We start from the raw sequence: 11,347 nt of genomic DNA, 5'->3' as shown, positions 1-11,347 counted from the left end.
CAAGTCTCATTTAAAATCAAAATTACAAAAAAGAACCCAATTCGTAAATGAATTGGATTCTCAAATTAGTCCTCATCAACACCGGTTGACAAAGAGCCTTTTTAGTTAAGCCCACGTTAACAGCTGGGTTTGTAACGCCGCCAACGACGTCACGGTGGCGGTTGGCCGCGCGGGTCCCGTTAGCGGGGCCTGGTGTGGGTTGAACCACACACTGGGCAGTCCGGCCGCCTGGGCGCCCGCAATGTCAGAGACCAAACTATCGCCGACCATCACTGCATTGGTTTTCGTTAATGGGTACCGTTCGGTTATGGCGTTGAAGAAGTGCGGGTCGGGCTTGGCAAAGCCGACTGCTTCGGAAATAAAAACGTGGTCAAATAACGGCGCGATCCCGGCGCCCTTAATTCGGTTCAACTGGGCGTCCTGAACGCCGTTGGTACCAACGAGCAGGGTCAGGCCGCGGTCAACCAACCGTTCAAGTAGGGCCTTCGCCCCGGGAAAAATTTGAAAGCCGTTGGCAATTAAGTCGTTGTATTCCCGTTGAGCTTTGGGGCCGTTGACGGTCAGGCCTAAACGTTTGAAGACGACTTCAAAGCGGTGGTCGAGCAACGGGGTCCGTTGCGCGCCGTGTTCAATTTGTTGCCAGACGTGGCGGTTATGGTCGCGGTAGACTTGACGGGCCCGTTCAATATCGGGTACCTGGTACCGCTGAAAAATGGTTGTTAGACTTGCCTGTTCGTTGGCATGGAAGTCGAGCAACGTGTCGTCTAAGTCAAAAATTACGTATTGGAGCATGCCATCACCGCCTTTGTTAATGAGACTGTGGTAAAAGCCACGGCCTCCCTTGTATCTCCGTAGGATAAGAGTCGAAACGTGCGCCCAAAGCCAGCTGGCTCCGCTTAACGGCGTAAGTCCAACAATCCAAGCCCAGGATTATTTGCCTCACGCCGTTAACGCTTACCAACTAACCGACTTTTGGCCCAATCTTTTTGTTAATACGCTCATCATACAGCAAAAATTATAAATGTGGTATCCTTATATTATTAATGATTAAAGGAAGTTAAAAATTAATGACTATCGATAACGATCCAGCGTACCAGCAAATGATCAATGGTGAACTATACTTGGAGTCGCCAATCTTGCAACAACGGCGTCGCGAGGTTCGTGAGAAGATCATGCAGTATAATCAAATCGCGGATAATGATGAACGCAATACGAAGATGAAAAGTTTGTTACGTTCGGCGGGCGACCGCTTCTTCGTTGAACCGACCTTTGAATTCAGTTACGGCGTCAACATCACGATTGGGAACCACTTTTATGCCAATCACGGTGTCACGATTTGTGACGAGGGGTTGGTCAAAATTGGTAATGACTGTAAGTTCGGCCCCAAAGTCGGGCTCTACACCCCGCAACACCCGCTTGATCCAGCGGAACGGCGGACCGAAGCGGAACGGACGGCGCCAATTACGATTGGTAACGACGTTTGGGTCGGCGGTAGCGCGGTCATTTTACCCGGCGTGACGCTCGGCAATAACGTGGTTGTTGGTGCCGGTTCAGTAGTGACGCACTCGTTTCCAGACAACGTGGTGATTGTTGGTAACCCGGCCCGCGTTTTGAAGAAAAATCCGCCAAAAGACTAATTGACAACGGACCGCTTAGCGGTGAAAATAAGGTTAAGATCTAACTAGTTTTTTTCAAAATGGGAGTGGATCAAAATGTCAAACATGAGTCCTAAAGAATTCAAGCACATCTTAGTTGGGGTTGATGACTCGGATGATGCCCAGTTAGCGTTTCGTTACGCGATGAACCGGGCAAAGACGGACGGCGCTAAGTTGACGATCGTATCGATTTTGGAACACGATAATATGAACGTCTACGAAGCGATGAGCAAGGATTACGTCCACGGTCAACGCAAAGATTTGGAAGACCACGTGTTAAGTTACCGTAAGTTGGCGCTCGACTTCGGGATTACCGACGTCCACGTGGTGGTTGACGAGGGCGATCCTGGCGAAACGATTGTTAAGGACGTTATTCCTGCCGTAAAACCCGATTTATTAGTTATCGGATCAATTTCTAAGAAGGGCGTTCGCCGCTACTTCGGTTCACAGGCTGCTTACATGGCCAAGCACGCACCGATTTCAGTTTTAGTGATTCGATAAATTGGTTGATGAAATCCCCGGAAGCTTTTCCGGGGATTTTTCGTATTGCTGTCTGGGGATATGCTAGAATAGAGGAATGGCCGGAACGGGTTCCGGCGTAAAAACTTAACAGATAAAAATAACGGAGAAACGTTCACCATGAAATCAATTAATTTATACTTAGTCGTTGCGGGCGCCACTTATTTTAGCCAGCTCGACCGGTTCCAAGGGTGGAGCGGAACCCCGCTAACCGAAGCCGGTAAACGGGCCAGCGCAGCGGTCGGTGATGAGTTAGCCGCGGTGGATTTTGCCACCGCGTTTGCGGCCGATACGAGTCGTAGTGTGCAAACCGCTGAACAAATTTTAGCCGTGGGTGACCACCGGCCTAAGTTACAACTAGACGCGGCGTTACGGGCGCCATTTTTTGGTGGCTTTGAAGGTGCTGACCGCGCCGATACTTGGTCGAGCTTTGCGACCCGCTTGGGATATGCCAGCGTCGCCGATTTTGCTAGTGACCAAACGCCGAATGAATTACAGACGTTGCTGCACGACCACGACCAGACCAGCTTGGCCGAAGACGGGCCGGATCTTTGGACCCGCTACCTTCAGGGGTTGCAGCACGTCTTGCAAGCAACGCCAGCCGGACAAACCGCGCTGGTGATTGTGGATAGTGCAAATTTACGTGCAGTTATCCACCAAGCAACCGGTGAAAATCCAACCAAGGCCCAGTTACGGCCGAATAGCTGGGTACAAGTCGGCTACGATGGGGATAACTTGACGATTAAGCAGGAAAATTAGTTATCCACTGTGGACAAGTTTTAAATGAGGAGTGTTATCAACATGCAAATTAACGTAATTACGAGTGTGGTGGCCGGACAGGAAACCCTTAAAACGGCGGATGTTCAGGCTTTTATCGATGCTTTAGGAGAACAACTGGGCAACGATTACACGCTTAGTTTGGATACGGACTACGGGCAGAGCTTAACGGACGGGCAAGCAGACGTTTACCTGGTCTACTTTGGCTCACAAGCCAACTTATCCCCGGAGCAACGGTCACAAATGATCATCTTCTTTTCGGATGAAGATGTGCATAACTTAGCGACCCACCGCTTTGTGGATACGATTCAGCAGTTGAACCCGAAGAAGTAGAAAGGGAGCGAAGCGGGTGTTAGGGTTAGGTATCGTCACCATCGTCCTCGCGGTCCTAGAGCAGTTACTACTGGCCAGAAGTCGTTATTTCTGGTTGGGGGGCGTTATCCCGGTGAGTTGGACGGTCGTGTTAGCGGTAGTCGTCCTACAAAACGTGGCGCGGCTAACCGTTCCGGACTATTTCTTGTTGATCATTGCGGTGATTATTCCCTACGTTTGTTGGGGAAACGGTTACCAGCGCGGTGTTGACCATCGCACGCACCGATGATGACGCGGGTGGTAGCGGCGGCCTGTTCCGGAATTCAAGGTAAAAATATGGTGCGGTTAAGGTTAACGGTTGGAGAGGGGCGCTAAGCATGTGGAAAATGGAAAATTTAGTTAGTAGCTGGTTTTACGGTGCCATTGCGGTTTTTCTATGGCTGTTTTTTACTGCGGAACAGGCTGTAAATCACATTGTTATGCAATTTAACCCGTTTGTGATTTACTGCATCGTTTGTGCGCTGCTATTCTTCCCCATCGTCAAATTTCGGTGGGCGCGGGTGTTCAAAATTTGGCGTAAGACGCCTAAGGAAACGCCGAGTGAGCGGCCGGATGATGACCAGATCATTCAGGATTCTGGTCGGCCGTGGTCGGTGACGGTCAAGCGGACGAAGCCCAAGCCGAAACCAACGGCGTTAACACCGCAGGTTGAAGCGAAGAGCGACTTCATGGACGGCTTCATCAACTTCTTTAAGAACATCGTCGTTGCGATGTTTTTCGTTCCGCTCAGTCCACTGTTTTGTGGTTATTTCTGGCTAAAAGACTGGCGGGCGGGTGATCGCCATTAAACGTCAACGCCGGGTTGCCCTGTGGCTCGTTCCGTTAATGACGGTTCTCGTTATTTTGGCGCTAGTGCTGGTACACCGTAGTCAGGGGTGGCAGTTCGTGATCTTGCTGATTGGCTTGATCCTAGTTGACCAGTGTCGCCCGGGACGGGCCCTAAACCACTTAGTTGTCCACTTATCCACCCGTAAGAAATGAGTTATGAACTGTGGATAACTTGCTTAGTGGATTATCCACAAATGTTTTTGAAATCAAGTCCAAAAAACCGGCGCCGCATACTTGCGACGCCGGTTTTATTAGTGTTTATGGTTGGAAATTGTTAACGTACTGTTTACGGTTCTGCCACGGCCAAGCCTTAACGACCCCGATCATCTTGCTCTTCGGCACGAGGCCCCAGTAGCGACCGTCGTTAGAGACGCTGCGGTGATCCCCCATGACGAAGTAGTAACCCTTTGGCACTTTATTGGTCGTCACCGGTTTCTGCCAGCCCTGGTCGTGACTCAGGCTGGTTAACGTCCAACCGGTAAACTTACTGTGGCTGTTAGCCATGAAGGAACCGGTAGTTTGTTGATAATTATTTTTTAGGTAGCTTTGTTTGACCAGCTTGTTATTCACGTAAAGCTGCCCCTTGGCGGTATAGCGAACGGAATCCCCCGGCATGCCGATGACCCGCTTGACGTAAACGTCCTTTTGCGCCGCTTGGGGGTCAACGCCGTTTGCGTGGAAGACGACGACCGAACCGGCCTTGATCTTACTCGTCTTGAACGCGACGACCCGTTCGTTATTTTGCAAGTTCGGTTGCATTGAGCTCCCATCAACCCGCACCATGGTGAACCAAAATTGACGAATCAGGAGGGCCAAAATTAAACCGATGGCAATCGGAATGACCCAACTCAAAATACTTTTAGCTGTTTTCACGGTAATACTCCCTTAGTTTTGTCTTCTGATAATCTATATTATATACGATAGCAGGTCATTAGTGAGCCCGAAAGGATTAAGTTTGACGAATTTTTCAAAATGGGACCCGGTGCTTTTGAAAATGGGCGGGAATTTGGTTGCAAAGCCCGCACCGGTTTGGTTAACTAAGTGGTGTAATTAAGTCAGAAGGGGTGCGAGAAAGTGAAATCACAAAAAGAACGAATGCTGGCCGGCGAATTATACGTCGCCAATGATCCGGAACTGCGGCGCGAGAATCACCGTGCGAAACGGCTGACCCGCCTATATAATCAAACGACGGAAGCCTAGCCGCAGGAACGGCAACGCTTGTTAAGCGAAATGTTCAAGCAGATTGGGTCGGGCGGCTACTTGGAGCCGCCGTTTCACACCGATTACGGCACCAACACCACGATTGGAAAGAACTTTTACGCCAACTACGACGCCATTTTTGTCGATGTTGGTCCGATTACAATTGGTGACAACGTCATGTTTGGCCCGCGGGTCGGCCTGTATACGGCCGGGCATCCGCTCGACGCCGCGATTCGCAACGAGCAGTTGGAATACGGCAAGGCCATCACGATTGGTGATAACGTCTGGTTTGGCGGCAACGTTGTTGTTAACCCGGGCGTCACCATTGGCAGCAACGTCGTGATTGGGTCGGGCTCGATTGTGACCCACGACATTCCCGATAACGTGGTGGCGGTTGGCAACCCGTGCCGGGTCCTGCGCGAACTTAGCCAGCAGGATAAAGATTATTGGCAAGCGCAAAAAGCGGCCTACGAAGCGGACCGCTAGTGTGAATCACGCTGATCATTTTGATGATCAGCGTGTTTTTTAGTCGGTTGTGCGTGCTTTTCGTTCCGACCTAAAAAGAGGGAATTGAGGTAGTAAACGAACGCGATCATAAAAACAGCCAGTAATAAAATGGTGGCAACGGTTTGGGTGACCAAGCGCCCACCTCCTTAACTGATGTGATTGGATTTATTTTAGCGCGGAGGTTCGTTTTCTTCAACCCTAGCGTCAAGTGCCCGTAAAACGGTAAAATAAGGTATGATTAATTGTAAACGGATACATGGGGGGGGTGCCGAAATGGCGTACATTGAAGTAATCAAGTCGACCCGGACTTTCAAAAACGGGGATCAAACGACGGTTGCTAACGCGGATATTTCATTCGAAGTCGACCGGGGCAGCGTGGTCACGATTTTGGGGCCGAGTGGGGCCGGCAAGTCGACCTTACTAAATATTTTAGGCGGGATGGACAGCCCAACTAGTGGCCAAATATTGATCGACGGGCAAGACATTGCCCAGTTATCGGCTCGTCAACTGACAACGTACCGGCGCCAGGATGTCGGTTTCGTCTTTCAGTTTTATAACTTAGTGCCGAACCTGACTGCCCGTGAAAACGTCGAGTTGGCGTCACAAATTACGAAGGACGCACTCGACGTCGACGAGACCTTGGCACTAGTGGGGCTGACCAAGCGAGCCGGTAACTTTCCCGCTCAATTATCGGGTGGGGAACAACAACGGGTCGCAATTGCCCGGGCGGTCGCGAAAAAGCCGAAGTTGTTACTGTGCGATGAACCGACCGGGGCGTTGGATTATCAAACCGGGAAGCAGGTGTTACAGGTGATTCAGGATGCCGCCCGGCAAACCCAGACAACGGTTATCATCGTGACCCATAACAGTGCGATTGCGCAGATGGGTGACCAGGTGATCCGGATCAACGACGCCCGCGTCCAGTCGGTCAGCCATAACGCGCACCCGACGCCACTAGCCGACATTGAATGGTAGGGGGTTGCGATGACAAAAGCTTATTTAAAAACGATTTTTCGTGAAATTTGGTCGTCGAAGGCCCGGTTTACGTCGATCCTACTGATTATCTTTTTAGGGGTCGCCTTTTATACCGGTATTCGGGCGACCGGCCCCGATATGTCACAAGCCGCAGCTGATTATTATCAAAAGCAGCGTTTAGCAACGAACAGCGTCCAGTCGACGCTCGGACTGACGAAGGCCGATACCGCCGTTTTAGATCGCCACCGCGACCAAATTAGCTATCAGGCCGTAAAGTACTTGGACGTCAACCAGGTCAATAACAACCGGGTCGTACGCGTAACCGAGTTGCCGAAGTCGCAACGGCTGAACCGGTTACGGTTGGTCAGCGGCCGCTTACCGCAAAAAGCCAACGAAGTGGTTTTAGATCAGTACGCCCGTAAGTTGGACCCGAAGTTGAAGCTGGGGGCGACGTACCGAATCGTCAGCTCGAAGAAGCTCAACGCGCAGTTCAAGCGCCGCCAGTTTAAGGTGGTTGGCTTTGTCAATTCACCGGTCTACGTTGAAAGTTCGAGTCGTGGTGTGACCAACATTGGTAAGGGGACCCTCGATTATTTAGTCTACGTCCGGCCGCAGACGTTGAAGGCGCCGGCTTACTCGCAAATTGACGTGCGTTTTAAGAATCTGACGAACGTTCAACCGTATTCTAAAAAGTACCGCCGGTTAAACCGCCAAAATACGGCGGCCCTAAAGCGGTGGTTGAAGCCGCAAGCCAAAAAACGGCAACGAAGTTTACGGGCGCAGGCGACCAAGAAAGTCGCGCCGCTTAAACAAGCGGTCGCGGCAGCGCAACAACAGTTACCGGCGAATGCGCTGCAGTTAACGACCTTGCAAAAGCAGCTTAAAACTGCTCAAGCTCAAGTGGCAGCAATCAAAGCGCCGACCTACTTATACAGCGACCGAAGCGATAATCCGGGGTACAGCGAATACCACGAAAACACCCAACGAATCGAGGCCTTAGCGACCGTCTTTCCGCTATTCTTTATCGCAATCGCAGCCCTGATCTGTTTGACAACGATGACGCGGATGGTTGAAGAACTGCGGTTACAGATGGGGACCTTAAAAGCGCTTGGGTACGGTAACGCCGCCATCGGTAGTGAATTTCTGATTTATGGTGGCCTAGCCGCGCTACTGGGGACGGTTTTAGGGGTGGCTTTCGGGGTCAACTTCTTCCCGCGCTTCATTGCCCAAGCATACGGCAGTATGTATAACTTGCCGGCCATTAACGTTCAGTACTTGTGGTCGGATATCTTGATTGCATTAGCGATTGCGCTACTGTGCACGTTGGGCACCGCCCTAGTGGTGTTACGGGTCGACCTGCGCAGCAACCCGACCGCGCTGTTACGGCCGAAAGCACCTAAGGCGGGGCAGACGCTCTGGTTAGAACGTTGGCACGGCTTATGGCGCCGGCTGAGCTTTAACCATAAGATCACGCTTCGCAACTTGTTCCGTTATAAGCAGCGGTTATTGATGACGGTGCTGGGGATTGCGGGCTGTATGGCGATGATGATCACCGGTTTCGGACTGAAAGATTCGATCGGTGATATCAGTACCAAGCAGTTCGACCAACTGTGGCACTACGACGCCATTGTGACCCGGAACGGTAATCAGACGGCGGCACAACGGCGTGCGCTTAAGGCCACTAAGTTGTATCGAGCCGACCTAACGCTGCTCTCAAAACAGGCGACCATCAAGAAGTCCGGTGTCGCGGAACAAACCGTGACCCTGGACGTCCCGAATCAGCCCAAGGCGTTGCCGCACTTCGTTACGCTCCGTGAGCGGGAAAGTCACTGCGCGATTCCCTTGCCCAAGCACGGCGCGGTCATTGATGAAAAATTGGCGAAATTATATGACGTTCGGGTGGGCGACCGGCTGAACGTTAAGCTGGCTGGGCAACCAGTCCGCCACGTTCGCGTTGGCGCGATTGTGGAAAACTACGTGAACCACTTCTTGTACCTGAGCCCGACGGCTTACCAGCAGGCTTTTAAGCGCCAACCAGTCTATAACGCCAACCTGGTTCAGCTTAAATCTACGAACGAAACCCGTGGCAATCACTTTGCCGACCACTTGTTGAAAACTAAGGGAATTTTGAACGTCACCTTGATGGCAACTGAGAAAAACACCAACTTTAAGATGCTCGACACGATGAACTTAGTTGTCTTGATTTTCGTCATTTCGGCCGGAGCGTTAGCGTTGCTGGTGCTCTACAACTTAACGAACATCAACGTGTCCGAACGGATTCGCGAATTATCAACAATCAAGGTGCTCGGCTTTTACGATGGCGAAGTCACGATGTACATTTTCCGGGAAAACTTGATTTTGACCGTACTCGGAATTGGGCTGGGGTGCTTCCTCGGCAACTGGTTGCACGCCTACATCTTACAAACGGCCGAGACCAACGCGTTGATGTTCTCACCGGAGATCCACCCGCTAAGTTACGTCTACTCAGCGTTGTTAACGCTAGCGTTTAGTTTACTAGTGATGGCCGTCATGCACCGCAAGTTAAAGCGGGTCGACATGTTAGCTGCGTTGAAATCAGTGGACTAAAGTTGAACCTATCGGGTAAAAGTGCTCTAATTTAACTGATAAGATTAAAATTAATTGGGGATGACAAGATGGATGAAACGGTACAAGCGTTAGCCGATATCGTTAAAATGAACACGGTCAACGACCACGAAGGCCTCGTGGCGGACTATTTAGAACGGTTGTTTGCGGCGCACGGAATCGAGTCCAAGAAAATCACCTACGCGCCCGGCCGGGTCAGCTTGGTCGCCGAAATCGGGGACGGTCACGGACCGCTGATTGGCTTTGACGGCCACGCCGATACGGTGGCGCTGGGCGATGAAGCCAAGTGGCAAACGCCGGCGTTGGGTGCGACCGTGCAAGCTGGTCGGTTATACGGCCGCGGTGCGACCGACATGAAATCCGGGTTACTAGCCGGCGCCTTTGCGTTGATTCATTTACACGACCAGCGGGTGCCACTACACGGTACGTTGCGCTTTATGGCGACGGTGGGTGAAGAAAATGGCCATTTGGGCGCCGAACAACTCGTTGACCTGGGATACGCCGACGACATGCAGGCGGTGATCGTGGGCGAACCGAGTGGCGCTGATAAACGGCTATTAGCGCAACCGACGATTCAGGCGATGCTGAACGCGGATGCCGCCACCGCTAAAAAGATGGCCGCGGCGAACCCGACGAACGAACAACACTTTATCGAGTTGGCACATAAGGGCTCGCTAACCTTCACGGTGCGTGCTCAGGGGGTCGCCGCCCACAGCTCGATGCCGCAGTTGGGACAAAATGCGATTGACATGCTGATGACTTACTATCAGCAGCAAAACGCCTACTTTAACCGGTTCAAGACGACCGTTAACCCGGTGCTAGGTCCCACGATTCCGGTCGTCACGCTGATCAATGGTGGCGAACAAATTAACACCGTTCCCGGCAGCGCCGAGATGGGGGTCAAGATCCGGACGATTCCGGAACTGCGCAATGATAAGATCATTGCTGACTTACAGGCCATCATTGACCAATGCAACGCGGCGGGCGCCCACCTTTCGATGGACATCTCCAGCAGCTTCTATCCGGTTCACACGCCGGAAGACGCGCCGCTGGTTCAGCTGGCCAAGGAAGTCGGTGAACGGGTTCTCGAACAACGCTTACCGTACTTTGGTGCACCGGGCGGAACCGATGCGTCGTCCTACATTGTTAAAAACGAGGATATGCAGATCATCGTCTTTGGGCCGGGGAACATTACCGCCCACCAGGTGAACGAGTACGTTGATCTTGATATGTATCAGCGATTCATTACGTTATACGAGCAACTTATGACTAAGCTACTTGCTTAGCCGTCAAATACACGAAGCGTGCGCCCAAAGTCAACCGACTTTGGGCGCACGCTTTATATTATTCAACGGGCACGTGAAAGACGCCGGGACCCTTGTCACGGCGCCTTTCGTCTCCAAACAAGCTATCGTTGCAATGTGGCTCCCCTTAAAACTTACTCGTGGTGGCCGAAGCGCTTAAGGTAACTCGCAAAGTCCTCCGGCGCGGTCATAATTCCAGCTTCTTTTTCTTCGTACCAGTTGATCTTATCGTTCAAAATCTGCAGGTGGTGTTGGACCTCGTTGAACTGAACGAGAAAGTCACTTTTAACCCGTTGGAGGAGCGCCAGTCGTTGGGGAATCGTGGCGTCACCGGCTGCGCGCCAGGTGACGTACTGCTTGAGGTCACTGATACTCATACCGGTGCCCTTTAGATGTAATAAAAATTTGACCCAGTTAACGTCGTCTTCTTGGTAGTAACGGCGACCGTTGGCGTGGCGGTGCGGCTCGATCAGTCCCTGATCTTCGTAGTAGCGCAACGTCGGCGCAGTTAAGCCGACCGCCTTGGCAAAGGCGCCGATGGAATAGTTAGTCTTGGTGTTCGTTGGCAAGTGATGACCACCTTTCTTAAAGTTACTTTAGGTTGAT

The 11,347-nt window shown here is 51.7% G+C and carries 14 protein-coding genes and 1 pseudogene; 11 read left to right on the top strand and 4 right to left on the bottom strand.

Going from position 1 to position 11,347, the window contains the following annotated elements:
• Nucleotides 1–105: 105 nt before the first annotated feature.
• Nucleotides 106–792 carry a YjjG family noncanonical pyrimidine nucleotidase gene (locus FFM82_RS08675; protein WP_137645447.1) on the bottom strand — a complete coding sequence of 229 codons (687 nt, stop codon included), beginning with the start codon at nucleotides 790–792 and terminating at the stop codon, nucleotides 106–108.
• Nucleotides 793–1,067: 275 nt separating this feature from the next.
• Here FFM82_RS08675 and FFM82_RS08670 point away from each other — a divergent pair, with 275 nt between their 5' ends.
• The 7 genes from FFM82_RS08670 to FFM82_RS08640 all read left to right on the top strand — a co-directional run bounded on the left by FFM82_RS08670 (nucleotide 1,068) and on the right by FFM82_RS08640 (nucleotide 4,304).
• Nucleotides 1,068–1,637 (top strand): sugar O-acetyltransferase, encoded by a 570-nt coding sequence (locus FFM82_RS08670; protein ID WP_137645446.1) that lies wholly within the window; start codon nucleotides 1,068–1,070, stop codon nucleotides 1,635–1,637.
• Nucleotides 1,638–1,712: 75 nt separating this feature from the next.
• Nucleotides 1,713–2,156 carry a universal stress protein gene (locus tag FFM82_RS08665; RefSeq protein WP_137645445.1) on the top strand — a complete coding sequence of 148 codons (444 nt, stop codon included), beginning with the start codon at nucleotides 1,713–1,715 and terminating at the stop codon, nucleotides 2,154–2,156.
• A gap of 138 nt (nucleotides 2,157–2,294) precedes the next feature.
• Nucleotides 2,295–2,933 carry a histidine phosphatase family protein gene (locus FFM82_RS08660; RefSeq protein ID WP_137645444.1) on the top strand — a complete coding sequence of 213 codons (639 nt, stop codon included), beginning with the start codon at nucleotides 2,295–2,297 and terminating at the stop codon, nucleotides 2,931–2,933.
• Nucleotides 2,934–2,975: 42 nt separating this feature from the next.
• The gene (locus tag FFM82_RS08655; RefSeq protein ID WP_137645443.1) at nucleotides 2,976–3,284 is read left to right on the top strand and encodes a hypothetical protein; all 309 of its coding nucleotides are present in this window, start codon (nucleotides 2,976–2,978) and stop codon (nucleotides 3,282–3,284) included.
• A gap of 16 nt (nucleotides 3,285–3,300) precedes the next feature.
• On the top strand, nucleotides 3,301–3,552 hold the full coding sequence (locus tag FFM82_RS08650; protein WP_137645442.1) for a hypothetical protein: 252 nt from the start codon (nucleotides 3,301–3,303) through the stop codon (nucleotides 3,550–3,552).
• Nucleotides 3,553–3,640: 88 nt separating this feature from the next.
• Entirely contained in the window at nucleotides 3,641–4,111 is a 471-nt protein-coding gene (locus FFM82_RS08645) for a hypothetical protein (RefSeq protein ID WP_137645441.1), read from the top strand.
• Nucleotides 4,098–4,304, top strand: coding sequence for a hypothetical protein (locus FFM82_RS08640; RefSeq protein ID WP_137645440.1), 207 nt, complete (start codon nucleotides 4,098–4,100; stop codon nucleotides 4,302–4,304). Before FFM82_RS08645 ends, FFM82_RS08640 begins: the two co-directional genes overlap by 14 nt.
• Before the next feature lie 105 nt (nucleotides 4,305–4,409).
• Here the strand turns inward: FFM82_RS08640 and lepB are convergent, their stop codons facing one another.
• Nucleotides 4,410–5,024, bottom strand: a complete 615-nt coding sequence (lepB, locus tag FFM82_RS08635; protein WP_137645439.1) for a signal peptidase I — start codon at nucleotides 5,022–5,024, stop codon at nucleotides 4,410–4,412.
• A gap of 201 nt (nucleotides 5,025–5,225) precedes the next feature.
• Between lepB and FFM82_RS08630 the strand changes: the two are divergent.
• Nucleotides 5,226–5,837: pseudogene (locus FFM82_RS08630) on the top strand (sugar O-acetyltransferase).
• Here FFM82_RS08630 and FFM82_RS13560 read toward each other — a convergent pair.
• Complete coding sequence (locus FFM82_RS13560; RefSeq protein ID WP_170178259.1) at nucleotides 5,834–5,992, bottom strand: hypothetical protein; 159 nt, start codon at nucleotides 5,990–5,992, stop codon at nucleotides 5,834–5,836. The pseudogene FFM82_RS08630 and the gene FFM82_RS13560 sit on opposite strands and share 4 nt — an antisense overlap.
• Nucleotides 5,993–6,131: 139 nt before the next feature.
• Between FFM82_RS13560 and FFM82_RS08625 the strand changes: the two genes are divergently transcribed.
• The 3 genes from FFM82_RS08625 (at nucleotide 6,132) to FFM82_RS08615 (ending at nucleotide 10,723) form a co-directional block, all read left to right on the top strand.
• Nucleotides 6,132–6,833 carry an ABC transporter ATP-binding protein gene (locus tag FFM82_RS08625; RefSeq protein ID WP_137645438.1) on the top strand — a complete coding sequence of 234 codons (702 nt, stop codon included), beginning with the start codon at nucleotides 6,132–6,134 and terminating at the stop codon, nucleotides 6,831–6,833.
• Between the two features lie 9 nt (nucleotides 6,834–6,842).
• Nucleotides 6,843–9,419 carry an ABC transporter permease gene (locus FFM82_RS08620; RefSeq protein WP_137645437.1) on the top strand — a complete coding sequence of 859 codons (2,577 nt, stop codon included), beginning with the start codon at nucleotides 6,843–6,845 and terminating at the stop codon, nucleotides 9,417–9,419.
• A 68-nt stretch (nucleotides 9,420–9,487) separates the two neighbouring features.
• Nucleotides 9,488–10,723, top strand: coding sequence for an ArgE/DapE family deacylase (locus FFM82_RS08615; protein ID WP_137645436.1), 1,236 nt, complete (start codon nucleotides 9,488–9,490; stop codon nucleotides 10,721–10,723).
• A gap of 152 nt (nucleotides 10,724–10,875) precedes the next feature.
• Here FFM82_RS08615 and FFM82_RS08610 read toward each other — a convergent pair whose 3' ends face one another.
• On the bottom strand, nucleotides 10,876–11,310 hold the full coding sequence (locus tag FFM82_RS08610; protein WP_137645435.1) for a MerR family transcriptional regulator: 435 nt from the start codon (nucleotides 11,308–11,310) through the stop codon (nucleotides 10,876–10,878).
• Between the last annotated feature and the right edge of the window lie 37 nt (nucleotides 11,311–11,347).

The organism is Lactiplantibacillus plajomi (assembly GCF_005405405.1).
GTDB classification, from domain to species: Bacteria; Bacillota; Bacilli; order Lactobacillales; family Lactobacillaceae; genus Lactiplantibacillus; species Lactiplantibacillus plajomi.
Note: the sequence above shows the minus strand (reverse complement) of the source record. Positions and strands in the feature narration are given on the sequence as shown.